Genomic DNA, 24296 nt, shown 5'->3' with positions numbered 1-24296 from the left:
TTTGAGAACTATTTGGGAAGGCTTAATTACGGCGCTGTTCGCATCCTGCAGAATTCAACCTCTTTCAGGTCGAGGGCGTCCAGGCCCTCAAACCATACGGAGGTTGCCATGAACGATACCCTTGCGTCGGCCCCACATCAGGCAGCGCGGCCGGGAATGCCAGTGAGGCCGGCGGAGGTGCCGATCCGGCACTTGGCGATCCTGCGTAGCATTATCGCGACCTGGCGCGAGCGAACCTGGCGCGAGCGGATACGCTTTCGCTGGGAACTCGAGCAAATGTCGAAGCACAATCCCCATTTGATCGACGATATCGGTCTGACGAGACGGCAGGTCGAGGCAGAGATCGCCAAGCCCTTCTGGGAACGATAAACCTTGAACGCCCGCTTGCCCCCCAAGGGCGACCGGCGGACCGAGCGGAGCTTGTCGAAAGTCCATATAGGGTAGGGAGGTTGCCTCGCGCATGATCTCGGGACAACCCGCGCGGCTTGATATTTCAGTCGTGGCTTCCTGCTCTCGCCGAGATGTCCAAATGCCGGCTTTCGTCACACCGGCTGTCATGCATCTCCTCAGCATCTCCTTGCCAACGGCTGGTTGGCGGTGCTCGTCAGCGTCTCGCACGCGAGCGTCGGATCTAAGTCGGCGCAATTGTCGCGCCCCAGGTCCAGCACGGCGTGCCGCGCTGTCACGACTGTTACTCGATCTGCCGCCGCGCATTTGAATGACGCGAGCCGGCCGGCTCCTTCAGCTGCCATCCAATGTTGCAACCAAGTTCGAATGTCGCTTGGCTAGCAAAGTAGAAATGTCGCAAGACGGGGCTGCCGGCTGCGACGCCAGCGCCCGATCGGGCGACAGCTGGTCGGGGTTGCGCTGCCCGATCGGGGGCGATCCAGTAGATCTCCGTCGGCCCTTTGAGACCAGCGTGGCCCTCTTCGAGCTAAAGGCCGGCTTCCGTTGTCGGTTGAGTCTTCCGGTTGGTTGGAAACTCGTCCAGCACTGCGAGGACATCCGCAATACGATTCCTATCGCTCTCTGTGAGTGTCAGATCGATTTTGACGGCCTGGCTCTCGACCTTGGCCGCGAGACCTCTAGCGAGCGCCTGTTCACGCCGCGCGATGATCGCGGGGTCCTTTGTGAAGTCCGCCTTCCGTCCGGGCTTGCGGCCACGCTTCACATAGCCATTGCTCTGGCTGCCGTCGGGGATGCCGAACATGTGGTTCGTCTGTCCGGTGCGCCGCGGCCCGCGCTGGCTGCGATGAAGCTCCCGCCCAGCCTGCATCTGGGCGACCAGGTCCAGGGCAGCATCAAGTCGCTTGTTCTCGACAATCTCTGATCTATGAACCGAACGCAGCTTGTCGAAGGTTCTGTAGGGTAGGGCGATGCCGTCGTGCATGACCTCGAGGCGACCGTCGGGATAGTCGCAGACGACGACCTTTTTGCGGGCAAGCCGCTTCGCGGTATCGGTCGGATCGAGAATGAACAGCACCTTGTCGTAGCGCAGCGTCAAAGCCTGAGACAGCGTGCGAACCTCCTTGCGGCACATGGCGCCGTCCAGATTCTCATGATCGGCGAGGGGGCGGTGCATATCCTTCGGATTGCGCGGTTCCTTGCCGAAGCGTGCGTTGAAGTCCGCCATGAACTCGGGCGCATAGGCATTGGCCGCTTCGATCGTGCTGATGTCGCGCAGGCGCAGTTCCTTCACAAGCCGGTCCTGGAGCGTTTGGTTGGCGCGCTCGACGCGACCCTTGGCCTGTGGGGTGTTGGCACAGATGATATCGATGTTGAGTTCATAAAGAGCCCGGCCGAACTGTGTCAGGCCGCTGCTTCTATCCTTCTCGGAACCATGGGTCGCTCGGAAAATGCCATGCTTGTCGCTGTAAAACGCAAGCGGCTTGCCCCATTCCCGCAGATACGCCTTTGCCGCGTGAAAGTAGTCGAACGTGTTCTCGGAGCCGGCAAAGCGCAGATGCAGCAGCTTGCCGGTCGCATCGTCGATGAAGACGAGCAGGGCGCATTTGGGCCCACGGGTCTCGAACCACCAGTGATGCGAGCCGTCGATCTGCACCATCTCGCCCAAGCAGTCTCGTCGCCCGCGCGGCTGATGTAGCCGCTGCTTGCGTTCACGGCGCGACGTCCAGATTCCAGCCTCCGTCATCCACTTGCGGAGCGTCTCCTTGCTGACCGCGAGCTGATGTCGTTCGATCAGCTTCTCGTGGGCAAGCGTTGGACCGAAGTCGATGTAGTGTTCGCGGATCAGCTCCAGCACGAAGTCGCGAACACCATCGACAATGCGATTGTTGGAACGTCGGCCACGCGCCTTGTGCCGGAGAGCCGCAGCGCCATCCGCCTCGAACGTCTTCAACAGACGCTGGACCTGACGAACTGAAACGTCGAGCAGGCTTGCCGCTGCAATGCTTGTCATTCGCCGCTCAACGATCTTCGACAGAACCTCGATACGCCGCAGCTCGCGTTCGCTCATCAGAACCAGTCCCAATCTTCAATCTCCCGCGCTCTCGAACGCGGGGAGATTGGCAAGGCAGAAGCGACATTCCTACTTTGCCAGATCCGGACATTTTAACTTAGCTGCTACAATCCAAAAGTCGCATAAGATAGATTATGGAACTATCGTATTAGGCCGAGACTGGAAAATGCTGATGTTTTTCATCGGCCGCCGTCACGTCGTGCGCCGCATTGATCATCGATCATTGCACGTGGTTCGGCTGTAAGCACCGCGTAATGTGCAACGGCAGTGGTCCGGACACGCTCAAGGCCTGGGAGGACTTCGTCAGCGAATGCCGGTGACGTGGCTCGGCTCGCTTCAGCGGTCTCCGGTCGAAAGCAACAGCCTTGACCAGATCGACTGAATTTGCGCCGGAGACCAGGAACAGGAAAAGTTGCTGGTTTCTCTCTGGAAAATCAGCGACTTGACGAACTGCGCAACCATACAATCCGCGTAACGCGATCAATGCCAGACGTAATGAAGAGCCGTTCCTATCACGCTGATTTAAAATGAGTTTCAATCACCATTCCGTCATAGGCCGGCTCGACGTTCGCGGGTGTCTCGGCCATCACCGTGGCGTAGTCGAGCGGCACATGCATATGCGTCAGCACGGCGTGTTTTGGTGCCAGCCGCTCGATCCAGCCAAGTGCCTGGCCAAGCGACAGGTGACTCGGGTGCGTCCGGTATTGCAACGCGTCGATGATCAGCGCGTCGAGGTCGCGCAGCCGCTCGGCGGTGGCGTCCGGAAAGTCGCTGATATCAGGGCAATAGGCGATGCCGCCGATGCGAAAACCGAGCGAGATGATGTCGCCATGGACCTGCGGCAATGGCTCAAGGGTGAGGGCACCCCCCTCTCCTTCGATGACCACCGGTCTGTCATGGTCGATGATATGTGCCCTGACGATGGGCGGATAGGAACTGCCTTGCGGCGTCTCGAAGCAGTATCCGAACGCTTGCCGCAGCCGTAGCATTGTTACCCTGTCGGCATGGATGTCGATCAGCTGGCGCTGCTCGAGGACGAAACCGCGCAGATCGTCGATGCCGTGGATATGATCGGCATGCGGATGTGTATAGACGACCGCATCGAGACGCTTGACCGATGCTAGCAGCATCTGCTGGCGGAAATCAGGGCCGGTGTCGATGACAACGGTGGTGCGAGCGCCGTTCGCCGCGATCCGTTCGACCAGAACAGCGGTGCGCATGCGCCGGTTCCTCGGGTTGTTCGGGTCGCAATTGCCCCAGTCGCCAGTGATGCGCGGCGCACCTGGCGACGAGCCGCAGCCGAGAATGGTAACGCGCAGCCGGTCGGTCATCGTTCAGGCGCTTTGCTCGGCAGGTCGCGGCATCTTGCCGAACAGGCGGAAAAAATTGTTCGTCGTCAGATCAGCGATTTCGGCCTCGCCAACGCCGATTGTTTCCGCCAGCACCTTGGCCGTGTGCGCGACATAGGCCGGCTCGTTGCGCTTGCCGCGAAACGGTATGGGCGCCAGGTAAGGCGCGTCGGTTTCGACCAGCAGGCGGTCATGCGGCACATCGTCGGCAATGGCGCGCAATTCGGCCGAGTTCTTGAAGGTCAGGATGCCCGAGAATGACACGTAGCCGCCGAGCGCGACGCCAATTTCGGCCAGCCGCCGTCCGGAGGAAAAACAGTGCAGGATGAAGGGGAAGGCGCCCTTCCCTGTTTCGTCCTCGAGAATGGCAGCCATATCGTCATCGGCATCGCGCGAATGAATGACCAATGGCAGCGCTGTTTCACGAGCCGCGGCGATGTGATTGCGAAACACCCGCGCTTGCGCATCGCGCGGCGCCTTGTCGTAGAAGTAATCCAGCCCGGCCTCGCCGATCGCCACCACTTTCGGGTGGGCAGAAAGGCGGATCAGCTCGGCCGACGTCACGTCCAGCTCTTCTGCCGCATTGTGCGGATGGGTGCCCACCGAGCAATAGACTTCGTCGAAAGTTTCCGCGATTTCAAGGATTTGCTGAAACCGCTTCACGCGGGTCGAGATCGTCACCATGCGGCCAATTCCGGCGGCTTTGGCGCGGGCGACAATGGCCGCCCGCTCCTCGGCGAAATCTGGAAAATCCAGATGGCAATGGCTGTCGACGAGCATCAGCTGTTCGCGTCCGGCTGTTCGACGTAACGCGGAAACACGCCTTCCGGCACCGGCAACGCCGTGCCAGGCACCAGCGCGTGGTCCGCGTGGACATGCACGAAGTCGCGCCTGTCCGCCGGCACCGCCAGCAGATCAAGCAGCTTCGTGGCCGACCCTGGAATGAAGGGCTGGCACAGCACCGCCACGCGCCGCACGACTTCGGCGGTCGTCCACAGCACCGTTTCCATGCGCGCCGGGTTGGTCTTCTTCAGCGCCCACGGTTCCTGTCCGGCGAAATAGCGGTCGGCTTCGGCCACCACGCCGAAGATCGCTGCCAGCGCCAGATGGATGCCCTGCTCGACCATCGCCTTGCGCGCGATGGCAAGAGCGCTGACTGCCTGATCGAGGATCGCCTTGTCGGCGTCCGTCAGGTCGCCGCGCTTGGGAACCACGCCACCGCAGTTCTTGGCGATCATCGATAGCGAGCGCTGCGCCAGATTGCCGAGGCCGTTGGCGAGGTCGGCATTGGTGCGGTTGACGATCGCTTCATGGCTATAGCTGCCGTCCTGGCCAAACGGCACCTCGCGCAGGAAGAAATAGCGCACCTGGTCGAGACCGTAGTGCTCGATCATGGTGAACGGGTCGATGACGTTGCCGACCGACTTCGACATCTTCTCGCCGCGGTTGAACAGGAATCCGTGGCCGAAGACGCGCTTCGGCAGCGGGATACCGGCCGAAATCAGGAAGGCTGGCCAGTAGACGGCATGAAAGCGGACGATGTCCTTGCCGATGATATGCGCATCAGCGGGCCAGAAACGCCAATTGCCAGCATTTTCGTTGGGATAGCCTACACCGGTGATGTAATTTGTCAGGGCGTCGACCCAGACATACATCACATGCTTGTCGTCGCCCGGTACTGGCACGCCCCAGTCGAAGGTGGTGCGCGATATCGACAGGTCCTTGAGGCCTGACTTGACGAAACTCATCACCTCGTTGCGCCGCTCGGCCGGGCCGATGAAATCGGGCTGGCTTTCATAAAGCGAGATGAGCTTGTCCTGATAGGCCGAGAGGCGGAAGAAATAGCTCTCTTCCTCGACCCATTCGACCGGCGTTCCCTGCGGCCCGTAGCGGATATTGTCGGGGCGGACCTCTGTCTCTTCCTCGCCGTAATAGGCTTCGTCGCGCACCGAGTACCAGCCGGCATAGCCGCCCTTGTAGATGTCGCCATTGGCGGCCATCGCCTTCCAGATCGCCTGCGAGGCCGCATAATGACGTTCTTCGGTGGTGCGGATGAAATCGTTGTTTGAGGCGTTGAGCGCAATCGCCATGCGCTGGAAATCGGCCGAGTTGCGGTCGGCCAGTTCGCGCGCCGAAATGCCTTCCCGCTTCGCCGTCTGCAGCATCTTGATGCCGTGCTCGTCGGTGCCGGTAAGGAAGAAAACCTGCTTGCCGTCAAGCCGCTGGAAGCGCGCGAGCGCATCGGTGGCGATCAACTCGTAGGCATGGCCGATATGCGGCTTGCCGTTCGGATAGGAAATCGCGGTCGTGATGTAGAATGTGTCGCGTGACATGAATGAACCGTCATGAATGTCTGAATGGAAGGCGTGGCGGTGGATATCGCATCGGGGCGGCGATTGCCATCCCGAGGCCGGAAACCCCGTCACATTCGCATTGCAGAAATCAGGCGGTCGATCATGGTCAGGGCGTGCTGCTTCTTGTCGAGATTGTAGGTGTCGGTCTCAGATATAGCGTCCAGCGCTTCATGCCAAGTGTCCGACAGCGTTTTGGCCCGCGCGAGATCGCCTGCCAATGCGGCTTGGCTCGCGGCGTTCGACAATAGCTCCAGCGCCCGGCGGTTGAAGATGTCGAACTGGATCGCCTGGTCGCGTCCGGCGACAGCCTCGGCAAGGCGAAACGCTCCGCCGACATCGCTTTTTCTTGCCGCCACTAGGGCGTCGAGCGTCTCGGCGATTTCCAACCCGCCATATTGCGTCAACAGGATCGCGCTGCGCGCGCTGCCCCCAGCCCGCTCGGCCAGTGCCGCCCGCGCGGCCGGGTCCACCGGTGGCGGCGGTTCGGCCGTTTCCAGCACTGCCATCAGGTCGTCGGCAACGAGCGGCGTCAACCGCACCACCTGGCAGCGCGACCGGATCGTCGGCAGCAGGCTGCCCGGCGCATGGACGATGAGAATGAACAGGGTTCGCGCCGGCGGCTCCTCGAGATTCTTCAGCAAGGCATTGGCGGCATTGGTGTTCATGTCGTCGGCCGGATCGACGATGACGACCCGGTAGCTGCCGTCATGCGAAGTCAGCGACAGGAAACGGCTGACCTTGCGGATCTCGTCGACGGTGACGACGGTCTTGAAGCTCTTGGTCTTGTCGTTCGCCGGGCGGGTCAGATGCAGCACGGACGGGTGCGCCCCGGTGGCGATCTGGCGAAACAAAGACGAGGCCGGATCTGGAACGGCAAGGCTTTCCGGCGCTTGCTCGAAGGCCGGGTGCTTCAACAGATGATGCGCGAGATGGAAAGCGAGCGTCGCCTTGCCGATGCCGACCGGTCCGGCGAAGATCAGCGCATGCGGCAGCTTGCCGGAACGATAGGCGGCGGTCAGCATGTTCGCCGCCTGTGCATGTCCTACCAGACGTGGCGTTTCGGATGGTTCGGGCACGCCGTCCAGCGTGTCATGCTGCTCCGGTGCGATGCGTTCAAAGATCATGCCGGAGTTACCTGCCTGTCGCGCGCCGGCGCTCTTGCCTCGAGCGCCGCGAACACAGCGGCGGTGACGACATTTTCGACCGTATCGGGATCGGCGGCTGCGTCGATGACGATACAGCGTTCCGGCTCGGCCGCAGCAATTGCCAGAAATGCCGCCCGGCGGGCCTGATGGATGGCCAGCGTCTCCTTTTCGAAGCGGTCGGCTGCCGCTTCGGCGCCGCGACGCGCTGTGGCGCGCCTGAGGCCCTCGGCCGGGTCTATGTCGAAGATCAGCGTCATGTCTGGCATCATGCCGTTGATGGCGACCTGCTCCAGCCTGTCCATGAACGCCTGATCGATGCCTCCGGTGACACCCTGATAGACACGTGAAGAATCCAGGAAGCGATCACAAAGCACGATAGAGCCACGCTCGACCGCCGGCCGGATGACCTGCTCAACATGGTCGGAGCGCGCGGCGGCGAAAAGCAGCGCTTCCATCTTTGGCCCGAACGGTTCGGCGGCGCCCGAAAGCAGCACGTGCCTGACCGCTTCGGCGCCTGGCGAGCCACCAGGCTCACGGGTGAGGAGGACATCATATTTCTTGGCGCGCATCTTGCGCGCCAGCCGCTCGATCTGCGTCGACTTGCCTGCTCCCTCGCCGCCTTCGAAGGTGATGAAAAATCCTCGCGCCAATCGAAAGGCCTTTGTCCATGCATGAGTGGATTGATTGTAGCGCTCTAGATAGTCCGCGTCCGGGAAAACGTCCATGCCGTCGGTGCTATCGCAGCCAGCCGATCGCCAGTTCCTTGACGGCGTCGAGAGCCCGCTGCGGCAGCGTGCCGACGCCGATCGACTCGGCGGCGAAAAGCGGTGTCTCCTGGCTGAGCGTGTCGCCGATCCAGACGCGCAGCGCGCCCACTGGCTGCCCCTCCTCCACTGGCGCGGCAACGGGGCCGGTGTAGACGATCCTGGCTGTCAGCTTGTCGCGATTGGTGATCGGCAGGAAGATTTCTATCGGCCCTTTTGCCTTCAGCATCACCCCGGATTTCGCGCCGCCAAAAACCTGGGCTTCGCCGACCACCTCGTCCTTGGCGAAGATTTCGGTCTTCTCGAAAGAGCGAGCACCCCAGTCGAGCAGTTTTCGCGCCTCCTCGGCGCGCTCCTTGTCGCTGGCCAGCCCGCTCATTGCCGCGATAACCCGCGTGCCGTTGTGGCTGACCGAACCGACGATGCCGAAACCTGACGCCTCGCTGGCGCCCACAGCGAGCCCATCGGCGCCGATGTCCATCGTCAGAAGCGGATTGCGGTTCCGCTGCGAGATCTTGTTCCAAGTAAAATCCTTCTGGCCATAGTAGCGATAGAAATCCGGATAATCGCGCCACAGATGCAGGGCCAACTGCGCCAGCTCGCGCACGGTCGTCTGCTGGCCGTCGGCCGGCAGGCCGGTCGAATTGACGAAAGTCGATGTCTTGAGGCCGATCTGGCGGGCGCGTTCGGTCATTTGCGCCGCGAAATTGTCCTCGGATCCGGCCATGCCTTCAGCGATGACGATGCAGCCGTCATTGGCCGCCTGCACGGTAACCCCTTGAATGAGGTCCTCGAGCCGGATCGACGACTTGAGCTTGGCAAACATCGTCGATGTTCCTGAAGGCGCACCGCCTTTGCGCCAGGCGTTCTCGCTCACCACGAAGGTGTCGTCCAACTTCAGGCGTCCGGACTTGATGGCGTTGAAAACCACTTCCATGGTCATCAGCTTGGCCATAGAGGCCGGCGGGATCGGCTTGTCGGCATCTTTGGAAAACAGCACCGTGCCGGTCTCGGCGTCGATCATGAAGACCTGCGTGGCCTTGGTCTCGAAAAGCTGCGCGCGGGCTGGAGCCAGGGAAAGCACTAGCAGGCAAAAAGCCAGAAGCCCGGCGAAAGGCTGGAGCAAGCGAAATGACATGATGTTCGACCCGTTGGCCGGAAAGTCCGGCAAGCCCGGAAAAAGTATCAGGCTTTTTCTACAACGGATCAACCGCGTAGCGGAAAATCCAGGCCGGCTTCCGCTCAGTTACGCACAGCCAGTGCATCCGGCGCGCCATGCGCCCATGCCGCCTGCAACAAATCATCCACGCTGCCGTGGCCGTCCGGATAGAGGTTCACCGAGAACCAATCCTTGCCATCGAGGTCGGAACGCTGGATTTCGGTCTTGCCAAAGGGTTCAAGCGCCGCGGCCAGGCGGCTTGCTTCTGCTGCGTCATCGAAGGAGCCGGCGGCGACATAGTCGGACGCGGGCGATGACGGTCGCGAATTTGATTTCTTCCACGACTGCAGGATATCGGCGGGCGACATGCCGCTGTCGTCCAGCGCGGCGAAGACATCGGCGCGCTGCACGCGCTCATCCGCATAGGACAGCGAGGCCACGGCAAACGGCGATTGCGGCGGCAGATTGATCTCCGGGCGCTCCGGCACGATCGGACCAAAATCGGGCAGCGCCAGATCGCCAAACGCCGGCGACTGCGCCGACAGGATCGGCTCAACCGCCCCTGAATCGGTCAACTGTCCGGGAAACGGTACGGCGGCGGCACCGACGGGGAGGCTCGGCGATGGTCCGTTCATGGCGACCATGACGCCGGTCGGCAATCCATCCGACGGATCCGGCGCCCTGTTGCCAGGATGATAGGAAGCCATCAGATACTGGTCGTCATTGCCATCCAGCGGCGCACGGCCGACATACTCGACCTTCACCTCGGCGGTGCCGATGTTGGCATAGTCAAGCATTTGGGCGGCGCGCTCCGACACATCGATGATGCGACCCTCGTGATAAGGGCCGCGATCGTTGACGCGCACGATGACCGAACTGCCAGTCTTGAGATTGGTGACGCGGGCATAGCTTGGCAGCGGCATGGTCGGGTGCGCGGCCGTAAGGTGCGTCATGTCGTAGACTTCGCCATTGGCGGTAAGCCGGCCGTGGAAGGCATCGCCATACCAGGAGGCCAGGCCAACCTTGGCGTAGTGCTTGTCCTCCTTGGGATAGTACCACTTGCCGCGGACCTGATAGGGCTTGCCGAGCTGGTCACGGCCGCCGCCACGTTGCAGGCCAGCCATCTTGAAGGTGACACGCGGGCTTGCCTTCACGCCATATTCGGATTCGGAGAAGTATTCCTTGGAGCGGGTCTTCTTGTAGACCATCGCTTTCGGTTCAGGCTGAGACGCGCAAGCCGCCAGCAAGGCAGCCGACACGGCAAACAACGCGACTGTAGCAGCGCGACGAAGACGCGGGTGCGTCATAGCCTGCATTTTCCTGATGTCCCCTACAGTCTCGACTGAGACGCCGCTGCTTGACTATCCGAGGAGCCAAAGCACTCACTCGAAAAATACCAACGACGCCTTGAACCCCGATCCTTTGTGCGCAGGAATTGTTTATCACCGTATTAATCGATTGTGGCCGGAACCGGGCAAGATTGTGGCGCCTCCATTGCGTCGAGGACCATGAGGAGCCACGGCTTTCCGTTCGCTAGGCGAAGGTCATGTCATTCCGCATGCTATGGGCCTCCGGTCCATCTTCCGTCGGGCCCCATCCGCCACTTGAGCGGGGGCTTTGTCGCGCGCACATGAGCAGCGGAACGCGGTTGATCCTCAGGCCCGGAATTATCCGCCGCCCGATCGGGATTGAGCGGGCACCTGATCAATAGCGAGTTGCTGGAGGGAACGGTCGAGCAGTCCTAGGCATTGGTCCTGAAATTCGCTTGCAGCCGTAACGTCCTGCCCTCTCGCCTATAGTCCTTTGTCTACAAGACATTCGCCGGGCTGAAGCCACCCTGTCATGGCGTGTTTAGATGCTCAGTTCTGTCTGACGGTTGCGCGCGAACCGCGCGCAGCTCGTACCAGAGGGCATTCAGGATGCCGACCGTGGTGGCCAGTCCGAGGCCTAGGATCCAGGCAAAGTACCACATCGTTGCAATCTCCAATCTCTGTTTCAGTACACCGATGAACCAGCCTCGCGTACCGAGGTTTCGCTGACCTTGCCCCAAAGCACGCTGTAGACCCAGGCGGTGTAGGCAAGGACCAGCGGTAGGAAGATGACAGTTGCGATCAGCATGTTGCGCAGTGTCGCCCGGCTTGAGGATGCGTCGAACACGGCAAGCGAATGGCCCGGATTGCTGCTTGACGGCAGGATGATCGGAAACATCGCCAGGCCGACAGTCGCGATGATGCAGAGCACGCCAAGCTTGGATGCGAGGAAGGTGAGGCCTTCGCGACGCGCACGGAAGCCGGCCGCGGCGGCCAGCGGCGCCACGATGCCCAGCGCGGGCACCAGGCAAAGGGCCGGCGTGGCATTGAAGTTGCGCAGCCACGCGCTGGAATTCGCGATCACCGTCTTGCCGAGCGGATTGGACGGACCATCCCAGACGATGGCGCTGGTCACCTCATAGCCGCCGAGCAGCCCGAGCCAGACAAGCACGCCGCCGCCGGCAAACAGAACAGCGGTGGCGAGCGCGGCCTTGCCGCCGATGATGCGGGCGCGGTCAGCCACCGGCCCTTCCGCCTTGAATGTCAGCCACGCCGCGCCATGCATGACAAGCATGGTCAGCGAAACCAGGCCGCAATAAAGCGCCACCGGATTAAGCAGGCCGAACAGGGTGCCCTCATAGAACGGCCGCAGGTCGGTAGAGAAGTGGAACGGCACGCCTCTCAGCGCATTGCCCACTGCCACGCCGAAGATGAGCGCCGGCACGGCGCCGCCGATGAATAGCGCCCAGTCCCAGTTCGAGCGCCAGCGGGGACTCTCCCGCTTGGAGCGGTATTTGAAGCCGACCGGCCGCAGGATCAGCGCGAACAGCACCAGGAACATGGCGAGGTAGAAGCCCGAGAAACTCAATGCGTAGAGCGCCGGCCAGGCAGCGAAGATGGCGCCGCCGCCCAGGATAAACCAGACCTGGTTGCCTTCCCAGACCGGTCCGACGGTGTTGATGGCAACGCGTCGCTCGATATCTGTTTTTGCGACGAAAGGCAGCAATGCCCCCACGCCCATGTCAAAGCCGTCGGTCACCGCGAAGCCCATCAAAAGAACGCCAAGCAGCACCCACCATATGATCCGCAGCGTTTCGTAACTAAAGAGGAAATCGGTCATCGTCTTTGTTCCTTGCAGGTCCCGGGTTACTGGGCGGCCGCCAGATGGATTTTTGCGCCTTCGCCGACGGGAGGCGTGATATCGGCGCCGACAATAGGCCCTTTCGCTATCGCCTGCAGCATCAGCTTGACCTCGATCACAGCCAGCACGCCATAGACGAGGGTGAAGCCCAAGATGGTAATCACGAGGTCGGGGATGCCGAGATCGGATGTCGCCAGGAAGGTCGGCAGCATGCCCTCGATGATCCAGGGCTGGCGGCCGAATTCCGCGACGAACCAGCCAAGCTCGATGGCGATCCATGGCAATGGCATCGCGATCAGGGCCATGCGGAACAGCCAGCGCGGCGCCGGCGTCTCGCGCATCGTATGCCAGAGCGAGATCGCGAAGACGGCAAGCAGCAGGAAGGCGCACAACACCATGATCCGGAAGGTGAAGAAGATCGCCGGCACTTCCGGCACGGTCGACCATGCCGCCTGCTTGACCTGATCGTCAGTGGCCTGGCGCGGATCATCGATATAGCGCTTCAGCAGCAGGGCGTAGCCAAGGTCCCTGCTTGTCGCATCGAAGGTGGCGCGTGCCGCCGCGTCGCCATGGTTGACCTTGAGCTTTTCCAGCGCGTCGTAGGCTGTCAGCCCGTTGCGGATCCGCCCCTCGGCCCTCTGGACGAGTTCGAAGATGCCGGGAATCTCCTTGTCGATCGAACGGGTACCGATAAGGCCCATGACCCAAGGGATATGCACGGCGAAATAGGTCGTGCGGTCGTTCATGCTGGGAACGCCGAACGCGGTGAAGGAGGCCGGAGCCGGCTCGGTCTCCCACATCGCTTCCATGGCGGCGAGCTTCATCTTCTGGTTGTCGGTGATGTCGTAGCCGCTCTCGTCGCCGAGTACGATGACCGACAGCGACGAGGCGATGCCGAAGGCCGAGGCGATGACGAAAGACCGCTTGGCGAGATCGATGTGCCGCCCGCGCAGCATATAGAAGGCCGAGACGCCGAGCACGAAAACGGCGCCGCAGACATAGCCCGCCGAAACAGTGTGGACGAACTTCGCCTGCGCCACCGGGTTGAAGATGACGGCCATGAAATCCGTCACTTCCATGCGCATCGTGTCCGGGTTGAAGGCCGCGCCGACAGGATTCTGCATCCAGCCATTGGCGATCAGGATCCATAGCGCCGAGAAATTGGTCCCCAGCGCGACAAGCCAGGTGACGACGAGATGCGCGCGCGCCGAGAGCTTTTCCCAGCCGAAGAAGAACAGCCCGACGAAGGTCGCCTCCAGGAAGAACGCCATCAGGCCCTCGATTGCGAGAGGGGCGCCGAACACGTCTCCGACATAGTGCGAATAATAGGCCCAGTTCATGCCGAACTGGAATTCCATGGTAATGCCCGTGGCGACGCCGAGGGCGAAATTGATGCCGAACAGCACGCCCCAGAATTTGACCATGTCGCGCCAGATCGTGCGGCCGGTCATGACGTAGACCGTCTCCATCATCGCAAGCATGATGGAGAGACCCAGTGTCAGCGGGACGAACAGGAAGTGGTACATAGCAGTCAGCGCGAATTGCAGTCGCGACAACTCCACAAGCAGTGGGTTGGTCATGGGAGAACTCCGTTAAGCGTCTCCTTCGATAGCGTGTTCGGCGGTCGCGCCTTTGACGTGTGTCAATTCGCTGATGGCCCCGGCATGAGATTGAACTGTCATGCTCGAAACTGTCCTGAAACACCGCGGCAAACGCCCAACGGGGGCAAATCCGCCGGAAGCGACCAATCCAGGGGCGCCTGCCCCCGGCAAGACACTTTGCGTTGCGCGCGACCTTGCCGCCCCAGGCTTGCGTTCCGCCCTTGCATTGCAAGCGGCGCGCGCGGTGCTGCGGCTTGCCTTCATAGGTCTGGCGGCAATGTTCGTGGGCCGCATGATCTCGGGGAATGCAAGCTGGCTGCTGCTTGGCGCGGCGCTGGTCAGCCTGGTCCTCGGTTCTGTCGTCGGTCTGTTGGCCGACCGAGCTGTCGCCAATGCGGAACTGAAGGTCGCCAACGGCCTGCTCGAGTCGGTGCGTCGCACCCTCGCCGCGGCTCTTCCCGGCGACATCCAGGCGAAGCCGCTCGGAACATTGATCGCCGGACTGCAACGCTACCCGCAAGCCGTGGCCGGCCTGGCGGTCGGGCATCGCCTCGCATCGACCATGCTGGGGCTTGGCCCGCTGCTTGCCGCAACCGTGATTGTCGCCGTTTCGTGGGAGGCGGCACTGGCGCTCGTCGTGCTGACCCCGGTGATGATCGTTTTTTTCGCTCTGATCGGCGGCGCGATCCGTAGCGGCGCCGAGGCTCAGGAAAAAGCATTCGGCCGTCTCGCTGCACAGTTCGCCGATCGCATCCGCACCTTGCCGACCATTCTTGGAAACCACGCGCTGAGTCGGGAAAGGCGCAAGCTCGCGGTTCGGCTGGATACCTATGCCTCAGGCACGATGGGCGTGCTCAGGATCGCCTTCCTCAACGCCGGCATCATCGACTTCTTCTCGTCGCTATCGATCGCGATGCTCGCCGTGTTTCTCGGCCTCGGCCATCTCAAGCTCATCAGCATCCCCGGCTTCGCGGACCTCCAGCTCTGGCAGAGCCTGTTCATACTGATGATCGCGCCGGAGTATTTCGCTCCGTTCCGGCGCTACGCGGAGCAGTATCACGCCAAGGCCGAGGGCCTTGCCGCCGCCACCGTGCTCGACACGCTTGTTCTGGCCGCTCATCCGCAATCGCCGGCTTTCGAAGCCGCCATCGTGACCCGCGATCTGGCCGGTGCCGCATCGCTTCTGCCACGGACCGGGCTGGTAGCCATCACCGGGCCGAGCGGATCGGGCAAGTCGACCCTGCTGCGCCACCTTGCCGGGATCGGGGCCGCGCCATCTTTCGAAGCGGATCCCGACACCCGCGCCGATATCGCTTGGTGCTCCACTGACATCTATGTGCCGGAAGGCACGCTTGGCGCTGCCATCGCCTGGCAAAACGGCGGATGTTGCCGAACCCGGCTGTTGCTTGCTGCGGGCAATGTCGGTCTTCTCGACGATGTGCTTCTGCCCGGTGGACTTGACGCGCTGATCCAGGCGGGTGGTGAGAACCTCTCCGGCGGGCAACGGGTGCGCATCGGCCTGGCGCGTGCGCTGATCTCGGGCCGGGCCGTCTTCGCCGACGAGCCGACCGCCAAGCTTGATCCCGGCAACGCCGCGATGGTGCGTCGTGCGCTTGCGGATGCGGCGTGCAGCCGGCTCGTCCTGGTGGCCACGCATGACAGAAGCCTGGCCATGCTTGCCGGCACGACCATCGACCTCGGGGCGGACAACCGTCAGGCACGGGAGAAAGTCGCATGAACGGCACCGCGTCCTCGATCGCCGCGCAGACGCGGATCGGCCCACCGCAAGAGCCAGTCCGAAACAGGGCTCCGTGGCGCCTCGCCCTTGTTCTGGCATTTGCCGCCCTGGCGGGCGGAATCCTGCTCACCGGCGTGTCCGTATGGTTTCTCGGCGCGGTCGCCCTGGCGGGCCTGACGCCCGCCGCATTGACGTTCAACTACCATGTCCCCGCCGCATTGATTCGCCTGTTCGCCCTGACACGGACAGCGGCCAAATATGGCGAGCGTGTTGTCGGCCACCGGGCGGCGCTCACCGATCAGGTCCGGCGCCGCTCGACGCTGTTCGCCGCGATGGCGGCGGCCCCCTCGGTGCGCAAGGCCGGCTGGCAGCTTGGCAACCAGGATCGCCTTGCCGATTATCTCGACGACGTCGAGGACGTGGATTATGCGCGCCTGCGCGTCAGCCTGCCGTCAGCGACCCTTGGCGTCGCCATTCTCTTGCTTGTCGCCGCGACCCTGTTGATAGCGCCGCTGGCAATCGTGCCGATCCTGCTGCTCATCACGGTGAACATCGTCGGGGCCTATTTCCTGGCAAGCCGAGCCGATGCCGATCTGGCCGCCATGCGCGAAGGCAGGCAGCAGGCCTCTCGCCTGCTTGGCGCCGCCATACAGGCCGTGGTGCCATTGCAGGGCGAACGCCGCTGGGGTCTCATGCTTGAAGCGCCGTTCGATGGCTACGCCAATGCCCAGACGCGCGCGCTGGTGCTTCGCTACAGGCAGGCCTTGTTCGATACGTTGGCCAACTGCTTGGCGCCATGCGCAATGCTGAGCGTCCTGGTGTCCGCCTGGTTGTCGGGCCTGCGCGGCGAGGCCCTTCTGGTGCCCGCCCTGCTGGCCTTCGCCTGGCTGGCCGTCGGGGAATCCGTGCTGGGCGCATCGAAGATCGTCGTCGCCTTCGCGCGCGAGAAGAAAGCCCGGTCGACCCTGGCCAAATGGAATACCCCGGACGGCGTGTCTCGCAAGCATGTCCCGGAGCGCGTCTCTTCGTTGACGCTAGACCGGTTGCCACGCCACGCCCCGGATGGCCGGCTGATTGGAAGGCCGGTCAGCGTGACCTTCAGGGCTGGCATGCCAACGGTCCTGCATGGCGCCAGCGGCTGCGGCAAGACCTCCTTGTTGAAGCAGATCGCCGGCTGGCTGGACGTCGGTGACGGATGCGTCTTGAGCGACGGCATCGGCCTCTATGTGGATGCGCGTCGCGCCATGAGCTGCTTCTGCCCCCATGATGCCACGGTTCTCGCCGACACCGTGCGCGAGAACCTGTTTGCCCCGCACGCCAGTGACGACGAATTGTGGAGCGCATTGAGCAGTGTGGAACTTCAGGACCGGATAAGGGCGGCGGGCGGCCTGGACGGCTGGATTACGCAGGATGTGCTGTCGCTCGGCGAGGCGCAAAGACTGAACCTTGCCCGTGCATGGCTTTCCAACCGGCCTGTCGTGCTTCTGGACGAGCCGACTGAACATCTCGATACCGAACAGGGCAAGCGCATTCTCGATGCGCTACTGCAGCGGCTGCGGCAACGCATCGTCATCCTGTCGAGCCATGACGAGCTGGCACCGAAAGGGAGCGCGGCGGTTCGACTGCAATGACGCGACAGGGAACGATTTTCCGAAGTCGCCTATTTGAAAGCGCTGGCGCAAGACCAGTTTTCGGGCTGATCTTGGAGTGGGTCTTTTCTTGTGCCCGCCGCCCTCCAACTTTGTGGTAACTCCCGACTTGCAAAGGCGGTCGCGTGGAAACTGTCCGTGACCGGTCAGATACAAGCACTGAGAAGGCGAAACCATGAGCGGTCCGATCGTGCTGACGTTCAACCCCGGCTCTTCCACCATCAAGCTTGCCTTGTTCGCGATCGGGACGCACGGGCCGCGGCCCCTGGCCAGGGGAGTCGTCGATCTGCGGCACCTGCCCCTGACGCTGCGTGTCGAGGAGGAAACCAGCGCATTCGACATCGTCTTGAAGGCAAAGGTGAGCGACGATCTCCATGCATTGATCGACGAAATTCTGGCGTGGATCGAGAGCCGTTTCTCCGTGAACGAACTTTGCGCGGTCGGCCATCGGGTGGTGCATGGCGGCGACCGTTTTGACGGGCCGGCCTTGGTCAGCGACGACGTGTTGGCCGCGATCGAAGCTTTGGTGCCGTTGGCGCCGCTCCACCAGCCTCAAAGCATTCGCCTGATCCGCGCCGTCAGCCACTTGCGGCCGGGATTACGCCAAGTCGCGTCCTTCGACACCGCCTTCCATCGCAGCCAGAGCGATCTGGTCCGCCGCTTTGCCCTGCCGCGCGAGCTGTTCGACCAGGGCATCAAGCACTACGGCTTCCATGGCCTGTCCTACAAATTCATCGCTTCCAGGATACAGGAGCTTGCACCCGAGACCGCCGCCGGACGCGTCATCGTCGCCCATCTCGGCAGCGGCGCGAGCCTGTGCGGGCTCGACGCGGGCGTCAGCCGCGACACCAGCATGAGTTTTTCGACGCTCGACGGCATTCCGATGGCAACGCGCTGCGGCGCACTGGACCCTGGCGTCATCATCCACCTCCTGAAGCAGCGCGGACTGAGCGTCGCGGATATCGAGGACATGCTCTACCACCGTTCCGGCCTGCTGGGCATTTCGGGTATCAGCGCCGACAGCCGCGACCTGATCTCAAGCAAGGATCCGAGAGCACGCGAAGCGCTTGATCTATTCGCCTTTCGCATTGCGCGGGAAACGGCGGCCATCACCGTAGCGCTGGGCGGGCTCGACGGCATCGTCTTCACCGCCGGCATCGGCGAGCATCAGCCGGAGATCCGTGCAGCCATCTGCAAGCACCTCGGATGGCTCGGCATGGTCATCGATGCCGCGGCGAATGCGCGGAACGCCACGCGGATCGAGGCAGCAGACAGCAAGGTCGTCGTCATGGTCGTTGCGACCGATGAGGAACAGGTGATCGCGCAAGAGGCCCTGTCCATCATCTGAGGGCCGACACACCCGCCGCGCGCCGCACGGCTTGGGCCGGCGGACGCAACCTATTGGAGCGCGGACGCTTGTTGTTGATCGGGATCAATGTGACGCGATAATGCCCGCCGCAATGTCGGTCCGATCGAACCGCTCGCGAACTGAACCGGCGGCGCGCAATTGACAACCAGAGACGGGAACATTTCCCATGGACGCGACTGAACGGGACACCGTGCCGACAAGACAGGTCCTGCCGCCGGATGAATTGAAGCTCATGCACGCATGGTGGCGCGCGGCGAATTATCTGTCCGTCGGTCAGGTTTATCTGCTTGCCAATCCCCTCTTGCGAGAACCACTCAAGATCGAGCACGTCAAGCCGCGCCTTCTCGGCCACTGGGGCACCACGCCCGGATTGAATTTTGTCTACGTGCATCTCAATCGCATCATCCGGACCAGGGGCACCAAAGTGCTTTTCGTTGCCGGACCGGGGCACGGAGCTCCGGGTGTCGTGGCCAATACCTATCTGGAAGGCACCTATAGCGAGCTCTATCCCGACATATCTCGCGATGAGGAAGGCCTCTGTCGGCTGTTTCGCCAGTTCTCTTTCCCTGGTGGCATACCCAGCCATGCCGCCCCGGAAACGCCCGGCTCGATTCACGAGGGTGGCGAACTCGGCTATTCGCTGGCGCATGCCTACGGCGCGGTGCTCGACAATCCCGACCTCGTCGTCGCGTGCGTGATCGGCGACGGCGAAGCCGAAACCGGGCCGCTGGCGACGTCGTGGCACGCCAACAAATTTCTCAATCCCGCGGCCGATGGCGCCGTTCTGCCGATCCTGCATCTGAACGGCTACAAGATCGCGAACCCCACGGTGCTGGCGCGCATCCCGCCCGAGGAACTGGAGGCGCTGTTGCGCGGCTACGGCTATGCGCCCCTGTTCGTGGAAGGCGATGAGCCCCAGCTAATGCATCAGAAAATGGCCGGTGCGCTGGAAGAGGCTTTCGCACGCATCGAGGCTATCCAATCGGCCGCGCGCGGAGACGGTCAGGCCCAGCGTCCTCAGTGGCCGATGATCGTGCTGCGCAGCCCGAAGGGCTGGACCGGCCCGAAGACGGTCGATGGCCTCAAGGCCGAGGGTTTCTGGCGCTCGCATCAGGTGCCCTTCAGCGACATGACCAAGCCCGGTCATCTGCAACTCCTGGACGATTGGCTGCGAAGCTACAAGCCCGAGGAACTGTTCGATGAAGCGGGCGCTCTGCGCGCCGAGATCGCCGCGCTCGCCCCAGCGGGCGAGCAGCGCATGAGCGCCAATCCACATGCCAATGGCGGGGCGCTGATGCGTCCGCTGCGGCTGCCCGGATTCGAGTCCTACGCCGTTCCGGTGGCGCACCCCGGCGACGCCAATGCGGAGGCGACCCGGATCATGGGCACGTTCCTGCGTGACGTGATGCGTGAGAACCGGGCAAGCCGGAACTTTCGCGTCTTCGGCCCGGACGAGACCGCGTCAAATCGGCTTCAGGCGCTGTTCGAGGTCACGGACAGGGCCTGGGATGCGCGGACCATTCCGGAAGACGACCATCTGGCGCCGACTGGCCGTGTGATGGAAATCCTCAGTGAGCATCTGTGCCAGGGCTGGCTTGAGGGCTACCTGCTGACTGGCCGTCACGGCCTGCTTTCCTGCTACGAAGCGTTCATCCACATCGTCGATTCCATGTTCAATCAGCACGCGAAGTGGCTCAAGACTTCGCGAGACGTTGCCTGGCGGCGCCCGATCGCATCGCTGAACTATCTGCTGACATCCCATGTCTGGCAGCAGGATCACAACGGTTTCAGCCATCAGGATCCCGGCTTCATCGACCATGTCGCGAACAAGAAGGCCGATATCGTCCGCATCTACCTGCCGCCGGACGCCAATACGCTGCTTTACGTCACCGACCACTGCCTCCGAAGCTGGGGGCGGATCAATGTCATCGTCGCGGGAAAGGCCCCTGCCCCACAATGGCTCGACATGGACGCGGCGATCAGACACTGCACCCAGGGCGTCGGTATATGGGAATGGGCCAGCAACGACCGGGGCGGCGAGCCCGATGTCGTTCTAGCCTGCGCCGGCGATGTCCCTACCCTAGAGACCCTTGCGGCCGTGGATCTGCTGCGCCACTACCTTCCGGAATTGAAGGTGCGGGTGATCAACGTGGTGGACTTGATGACGCTGCAGCCAAACACGGCTCATCCGCACGGCTTGAGCGATGGTGACTTCGACGCGCTGTTCACGAAGGACAAGCCCGTGGTCTTCGCCTATCACGGCTATCCGACGCTGATCCACCGGCTGGCCTACAAGCGCACCAACCACCATAACATCCATGTGCGCGGCTATCAGGAGGAAGGGTCGACGACGACCACGTTCGACATGGTGGTTCGCAACAAGCTCGACCGCTTCCATCTCGCTGCCGACGTCATCGACCTCGTGCCGGGGCTCGGCGCAAGCGCCGTCTACGTCAAGCAGGCCATGCGCGACAAGCTCGTCGAACACGAACGCTACATTCGCGCCCACGGCATCGACATGCCCGAGATTCGCGAATGGCGCTGGACCGTCGGGGCTTGAACAGGCAAGCCGTTCAATTTCGGCCGGCCGCGAGGAACGAAATCCTTGCCGGTTAGCCCCTAGCGCTTCTCGATGAACTGACGCGGACCCACGCGAACCACGTCCTGCAAACCCGTGGGCATGCAGTTGTTGCAATGCGTCCGCCCCTGGCAATCAACCATCAAGCGCTTTGCATCATGGACTTACTGGACGGACGCAGCAGATGCCAAAGCGCATCTGCGCGGATGTTCTTTGTCGCCATTCCTTCCGGATCACACCTGGGCGCCGCCCGTCGCCATCAGCGTGATTGTGGCAGTCTGTTACCCGCCGGCGTCTTGTTGAATCGCGTTCTATGGGAATGATGCTTCTCGTGATCGAAGAACCAGCGCTTGGTCACCTCCGAGGCCAACAGATAGAGCGCGGTGATGGCGACGAGCCCGACAAGCACGGGCAGCGGCAGCGGCACGAAGCCGAAATAGGCGGCGAAGGGCACGTCGGGTATGGCGATCGCGATAACCGCGACAGCCAATGTAAGCCATGCAAGCAGGGGGCTGGGACGGCTCGTCCAGAACGCCTTGTGCGTGCGCACGATGAGCACGATGGCGAGCTCCGTCAGCAGTGACTCGACGAACCATGCGGTCTGAAAGGCGGCCGCTGTCGCATGTGCAAAAAACAGCAGGAAGGCGAAGGTTGCAAAGTCGAATAGCGAGCTGACCAAGCCAAAGCCGATCATGAATCGCCTGACGAAGCCAATGTCCCAGCGCCGCGGCCGGCGCAACTGGTCTGGATCGACATTATCGCTGGCAATAGCCAGCGAGGGAATGTCCGACAGGAAATTGTTGAGCAGGATCTGCGTCGCCAGCAACGGCAGGAACGGCAGGAACAGCGAGGCGGCGGCCATGCTGATCATGTTGCCGAAATTGGCGCTGGTAGTAATGGAGATATATTTCATCGTGTTGGCGAAGGTCTTGCGGCCGTCGTCGACGCCGCGCACGAGCACGCCCAAATCCTGCCTGAGAAGAACGATGTCGGCAGCCTCGCGTGCGACATCGACCGCGGTGTCGACCGAGATACCAATGTCAGCTTCGTGCAGGGCGGGCGCATCATTGATGCCGTCTCCCATATAGCCGATGACATGGCCTCGGCTTCGGAATGCTTCGACAATGCGTTCTTTTTGATTGGGGTCGATTTCGACAAACAGGTCGGTGTGTTGCGCGGCTGCGAAGAGAGCGCCTTTTGTCAGCCTCGACAGATCCTCGCCAGTCATGATCCTGTCGGCGCGCAAGCCAACCGCCGTGGCGAGATGCGCGGTGACATATCGGTTGTCGCCCGAAATGACCTTTACGGCGATACCCCTGTGGGCAAGCGCGGAAAGCGCCTCCTTGATCCCCTGCTTCGGCGGGTCGAGGAAGAGCAGGAAACCGGCAAAGGCGAGACCGGTCTCGTCCTTCCTGGAGATGGCCCCCCGGCTTTCGAAACGGCGGATAGCCATACCCAGGACCCGATAGCCGTCGGCACTCCAGCGTCTAAATTTCTCGTCGATCGCGGCACGATGCGTGCCATCCAGGGGTTTCAGCCCATTCGCAGTTCGAAGGTAGCTGCAGACTTCGAGGACATTTTGCACCGCACCCTTGGTGATCAGCAGGTCTTCGGCATCGCTGTGGTGGACAACAACGGACAGCCGCTTGCGGATGAAATCGTAGGGAATCTCATCGACCTTCGTGAAGGACTTCAATGTTGCACCGTCGTCGCCCTGGGCACCGGCTATCGCTTCGTCCAGTGGGTTCTTCAACCCGGTCTGCAAGGTCGCATTGAGCCGTGCCCAAAGCAGGATATCCGTCGATGGATTGCCATCGACATCGAGCCACCCATCAAGGTGGATGACACCTTCGGTCAGCGTTCCCGTCTTGTCTGTGCAAAGCAGGTCCATGCTGCCCAAATTCTCGATCGCATCGAGCCGGCGCACGATGACGCCGTTGGCCGCCATGGCGCGCGCACCCCGAGCCAACGTCACGCTGATGATGGCTGGAAGCAGTTCCGGCGTGAGACCCACCGCTAGCGCCAGCGAGAATAGCAGCGATTCAATCAGCGGCCGATGGAGCAGCAGATTGGCGAAGAACACGATGATGACGATCACCAGCATGATCTCCGTCATCAGGTAGCCAAAGCGTCTGATACCCTTGGCAAACCCCGTCTCGGGGATACGTCGCTCAAGGGCCGCGGCGATAGACGCGAACTCGGTGCGTTCACCGGTTGTCGCCGCCAGCACGGTAGCGGTACCGCTGCGGACCGACGTGCCGGTGAAGACAGCATTGCTGCGCTGCGCGACGGAAGCTTCTGGCGCCGATCGACCCGGTGTTTTCACAACCGGAAACGTCTCACCGGTCAGCACCGCCTCGCTGACATTGAAATCGCGCGCATCCAGAATGATACCGTCCGCGGGAATGAGGTTTCCGGCCGAGAGCCGGATCACGTCCCCAGGCACGATGTCTTCGGCATTGATCGCGCATTCGGCACCGTCGCGCAGGACGATAGCCTTGTGTGAAACACGCTGTTTCAGTGCTTCTGTCGCCCGCGACGCGCCGTATTCCTGGGTGAAGCTCAGGACGCAGCTCGCCAGCACGATCGCGCCGATGATCGCGGCCTCCTGGCCCTCACCAACGAAAGCCGACACGCCGGCCGCAAAAATGAGGATCAGGACCAGTGGACTGCGGAATTGCCGGACGAATACGGTCAAAGCCGATGTGCCGGACCGAGCCTCCGGCGTGTTTCGGCCGAATTTTGCAAGCCTTGATGCGGCCTCGGAGGTGGCAAGCCCCGAGCCCGACGTATCGAGACGTTTCAGGAGGTCATTGGCCTCGATCGACCAGTAGGCATCTTGGTCAGGAATTCCCGCCGATGCAGGTACGGGTTGCATCCCAATTCCTGTTTGACCGTCCTGGCGCGGTGGCTTTTGAACATCGCCCGGCACCGTACGAG

At 62.3% G+C, this 24296-nt stretch carries 16 protein-coding genes and 1 pseudogene; 5 read left to right on the top strand and 12 right to left on the bottom strand.

Annotated features, from left to right (window positions below):
* Positions 1–108 precede the first annotated feature (108 nt).
* On the top strand, positions 109–369 hold the full coding sequence (locus AC56QQ_RS18800; RefSeq protein WP_497122979.1) for a DUF1127 domain-containing protein: 261 nt from the start codon (positions 109–111) through the stop codon (positions 367–369).
* Positions 370–1069: 700 nt separating this feature from the next.
* On the opposite strand, the pseudogene AC56QQ_RS18795 reads toward AC56QQ_RS18800, so the two are convergent.
* From AC56QQ_RS18795 to AC56QQ_RS18745, 11 genes and pseudogenes are all read right to left on the bottom strand, one after another.
* Positions 1070–2476: pseudogene (locus AC56QQ_RS18795) on the bottom strand (ISNCY family transposase); the annotation flags it as partial.
* 515 nt (positions 2477–2991) lie between these two features.
* Complete coding sequence (locus AC56QQ_RS18790) at positions 2992–3810, bottom strand: MBL fold metallo-hydrolase (RefSeq protein WP_497122978.1); 819 nt, start codon at positions 3808–3810, stop codon at positions 2992–2994.
* Between the two features lie 3 nt (positions 3811–3813).
* Positions 3814–4608, bottom strand: coding sequence for a TatD family hydrolase (locus tag AC56QQ_RS18785; protein WP_497122977.1), 795 nt, complete (start codon positions 4606–4608; stop codon positions 3814–3816).
* The gene (gene metG, locus AC56QQ_RS18780; protein ID WP_497122976.1) at positions 4608–6161 is read right to left on the bottom strand and encodes a methionine--tRNA ligase; all 1554 of its coding nucleotides are present in this window, start codon (positions 6159–6161) and stop codon (positions 4608–4610) included. The genes AC56QQ_RS18785 and metG overlap by 1 nt, the downstream gene beginning before the upstream one ends.
* An 89-nt stretch (positions 6162–6250) precedes the next feature.
* Positions 6251–7306 (bottom strand): DNA polymerase III subunit delta', encoded by a 1056-nt coding sequence (locus AC56QQ_RS18775; protein ID WP_497122975.1) that lies wholly within the window; start codon positions 7304–7306, stop codon positions 6251–6253.
* Positions 7303–7977 (bottom strand): dTMP kinase, encoded by a 675-nt coding sequence (gene tmk, locus AC56QQ_RS18770; protein WP_497129050.1) that lies wholly within the window; start codon positions 7975–7977, stop codon positions 7303–7305. Before tmk ends, AC56QQ_RS18775 begins: the two co-directional genes overlap by 4 nt.
* 85 nt (positions 7978–8062) lie before the next feature.
* Positions 8063–9229 (bottom strand): D-alanyl-D-alanine carboxypeptidase family protein, encoded by a 1167-nt coding sequence (locus AC56QQ_RS18765; protein WP_497122974.1) that lies wholly within the window; start codon positions 9227–9229, stop codon positions 8063–8065.
* 104 nt (positions 9230–9333) lie between these two features.
* Positions 9334–10566 carry a septal ring lytic transglycosylase RlpA family protein gene (locus AC56QQ_RS18760; RefSeq protein WP_497122973.1) on the bottom strand — a complete coding sequence of 411 codons (1233 nt, stop codon included), beginning with the start codon at positions 10564–10566 and terminating at the stop codon, positions 9334–9336.
* A 524-nt stretch (positions 10567–11090) separates the two neighbouring features.
* On the bottom strand, positions 11091–11222 hold the full coding sequence (gene cydX / locus AC56QQ_RS18755) for a cytochrome bd-I oxidase subunit CydX (protein WP_489861293.1): 132 nt from the start codon (positions 11220–11222) through the stop codon (positions 11091–11093).
* A gap of 23 nt (positions 11223–11245) precedes the next feature.
* Positions 11246–12400 carry a cytochrome d ubiquinol oxidase subunit II gene (gene cydB, locus AC56QQ_RS18750; protein WP_497122972.1) on the bottom strand — a complete coding sequence of 385 codons (1155 nt, stop codon included), beginning with the start codon at positions 12398–12400 and terminating at the stop codon, positions 11246–11248.
* A 26-nt stretch (positions 12401–12426) separates the two neighbouring features.
* Positions 12427–13947, bottom strand: a complete 1521-nt coding sequence (locus tag AC56QQ_RS18745) for a cytochrome ubiquinol oxidase subunit I (RefSeq protein ID WP_497129048.1) — start codon at positions 13945–13947, stop codon at positions 12427–12429.
* A gap of 154 nt (positions 13948–14101) precedes the next feature.
* Between AC56QQ_RS18745 and AC56QQ_RS18740 the strand changes: the two genes are divergently transcribed.
* The 4 genes from AC56QQ_RS18740 to AC56QQ_RS18725 all read left to right on the top strand — a co-directional run bounded on the left by AC56QQ_RS18740 (position 14102) and on the right by AC56QQ_RS18725 (position 21338).
* The gene (locus AC56QQ_RS18740) at positions 14102–15760 is read left to right on the top strand and encodes an ATP-binding cassette domain-containing protein (protein ID WP_497122971.1); all 1659 of its coding nucleotides are present in this window, start codon (positions 14102–14104) and stop codon (positions 15758–15760) included.
* On the top strand, positions 15757–17391 hold the full coding sequence (locus AC56QQ_RS18735) for an ATP-binding cassette domain-containing protein (RefSeq protein ID WP_497122970.1): 1635 nt from the start codon (positions 15757–15759) through the stop codon (positions 17389–17391). Before AC56QQ_RS18740 ends, AC56QQ_RS18735 begins: the two co-directional genes overlap by 4 nt.
* A 193-nt stretch (positions 17392–17584) precedes the next feature.
* Entirely contained in the window at positions 17585–18757 is a 1173-nt protein-coding gene (locus AC56QQ_RS18730; RefSeq protein WP_497122969.1) for an acetate/propionate family kinase, read from the top strand.
* Between the two features lie 187 nt (positions 18758–18944).
* On the top strand, positions 18945–21338 hold the full coding sequence (locus AC56QQ_RS18725) for a phosphoketolase family protein (protein WP_497122968.1): 2394 nt from the start codon (positions 18945–18947) through the stop codon (positions 21336–21338).
* A 277-nt stretch (positions 21339–21615) separates the two neighbouring features.
* On the opposite strand, the gene mgtA is transcribed toward AC56QQ_RS18725, so the two are convergent.
* Positions 21616–24234, bottom strand: a complete 2619-nt coding sequence (gene mgtA / locus AC56QQ_RS18720) for a magnesium-translocating P-type ATPase (RefSeq protein ID WP_497122967.1) — start codon at positions 24232–24234, stop codon at positions 21616–21618.
* Between the last annotated feature and the right edge of the window lie 62 nt (positions 24235–24296).

This window comes from Mesorhizobium sp. RCAM 05099 (genome assembly GCF_059683685.1).
The sequence above is the reverse complement of the archived record's forward strand: the minus strand, read 5'-3'. Positions and strand labels throughout refer to the sequence as shown.

What these genes read in the sequence shown, in the direction of transcription:
- AC56QQ_RS18800 (WP_497122979.1), top strand. Translation starts at nt 109, where the DNA reads ATGAACGATACCCTTGCGTCGGCCCCACATCAGGCAGCGCGGCCGGGA.
- AC56QQ_RS18790 (WP_497122978.1), bottom strand. Translation starts at nt 3,810, where the DNA reads ATGACCGACCGGCTGCGCGTTACCATTCTCGGCTGCGGCTCGTCGCCA.
- AC56QQ_RS18785 (WP_497122977.1), bottom strand. Translation starts at nt 4,608, where the DNA reads ATGCTCGTCGACAGCCATTGCCATCTGGATTTTCCAGATTTCGCCGAG.
- metG (WP_497122976.1), bottom strand. Translation starts at nt 6,161, where the DNA reads ATGTCACGCGACACATTCTACATCACGACCGCGATTTCCTATCCGAAC.
- AC56QQ_RS18775 (WP_497122975.1), bottom strand. Translation starts at nt 7,306, where the DNA reads ATGATCTTTGAACGCATCGCACCGGAGCAGCATGACACGCTGGACGGC.
- AC56QQ_RS18765 (WP_497122974.1), bottom strand. Translation starts at nt 9,229, where the DNA reads ATGTCATTTCGCTTGCTCCAGCCTTTCGCCGGGCTTCTGGCTTTTTGC.
- AC56QQ_RS18760 (WP_497122973.1), bottom strand. Translation starts at nt 10,566, where the DNA reads ATGCAGGCTATGACGCACCCGCGTCTTCGTCGCGCTGCTACAGTCGCG.
- cydX (WP_489861293.1), bottom strand. Translation starts at nt 11,222, where the DNA reads ATGTGGTACTTTGCCTGGATCCTAGGCCTCGGACTGGCCACCACGGTC.
- cydB (WP_497122972.1), bottom strand. Translation starts at nt 12,400, where the DNA reads ATGACCGATTTCCTCTTTAGTTACGAAACGCTGCGGATCATATGGTGG.
- AC56QQ_RS18745 (WP_497129048.1), bottom strand. Translation starts at nt 13,947, where the DNA reads ATGTACCACTTCCTGTTCGTCCCGCTGACACTGGGTCTCTCCATCATG.
- AC56QQ_RS18740 (WP_497122971.1), top strand. Translation starts at nt 14,102, where the DNA reads ATGCTCGAAACTGTCCTGAAACACCGCGGCAAACGCCCAACGGGGGCA.
- AC56QQ_RS18735 (WP_497122970.1), top strand. Translation starts at nt 15,757, where the DNA reads ATGAACGGCACCGCGTCCTCGATCGCCGCGCAGACGCGGATCGGCCCA.
- AC56QQ_RS18730 (WP_497122969.1), top strand. Translation starts at nt 17,585, where the DNA reads ATGAGCGGTCCGATCGTGCTGACGTTCAACCCCGGCTCTTCCACCATC.
- AC56QQ_RS18725 (WP_497122968.1), top strand. Translation starts at nt 18,945, where the DNA reads ATGGACGCGACTGAACGGGACACCGTGCCGACAAGACAGGTCCTGCCG.
- mgtA (WP_497122967.1), bottom strand. Translation starts at nt 24,234, where the DNA reads ATGCAACCCGTACCTGCATCGGCGGGAATTCCTGACCAAGATGCCTAC.